The sequence below is a fragment of the Myxococcus vastator genome (genome assembly GCF_010894475.1).
GTDB lineage: Bacteria > Myxococcota > Myxococcia > Myxococcales > Myxococcaceae > Myxococcus > Myxococcus vastator.
In genome coordinates this window covers 1-635 of the sequence record NZ_JAAIYB010000939.1, presented here as the reverse complement: position 1 = coordinate 635, position 635 = coordinate 1, and the positions used below count along the sequence as shown (strand labels likewise).

The 635-nt window shown below is 71.5% G+C and carries 1 pseudogene; it reads left to right on the top strand.

The annotated features are described in order from the left end of the window. Positions 1 to 284: 284 nt before the first annotated feature. Positions 285 to 635 (top strand): annotated as a pseudogene (locus G4D87_RS38445) (hybrid sensor histidine kinase/response regulator); the annotation flags it as partial.

The following is a 635-nucleotide window of genomic DNA, read 5'->3' as shown; positions in this document are numbered from 1 at the left end:
CGCTGGGAGAGACCTCGGGGGTGGCGGGCTGGCCACAGGTGAGCCCCTGCCTGCCCGGATGCGACTGTTGAACAGATACCGCTGTCGCGCTGGATGCATCCGTCACGCAGGTGCGTTCCGGGAAGGAGGCCCCAGGGCCGGCGACCGACTGGCGGTCATTTGCACCGGAGAACACTTGCCGCCGGAGCGCTTGACTCGGTGCGTTCGGTGCCCAGACTGCGACTCTTTCCTTCATCCGGGGTACCTGAACGCCCTGGCCGCCCGCCCGCCTTCGACTCGTCGTGATGACGCCCTCCCTCCTGCTCATCGAAGACCCCGGTGCCTCCCGGGAGCTCCAGGTGCTCGCCCTGGAGAGTCAGGGCTGGAGGGTCTGGGTCTCCGCGGACGTGCCGGGCGCGCTCACGCTGCTGCGGACGGAGTCGGTGCAGGTGGTGGTGGCGGCCGCGGGCCTGCTGGTATCGGACGGGACGCACCTGGAGTCACTGCGGCGCGCCTTGGCGCTGGCGGGCGCTCTGTTGCAAATCAGCGCCTTCCCCGCAGAGCGGGAGGCGCTGCGCCCGCTCGACCTGCGGGTGGAGCGCTACCTGAGCCGGCCCCTGTCGCTGGGGGCGCTGGTGGAGGGGGCGCGGCAGGCC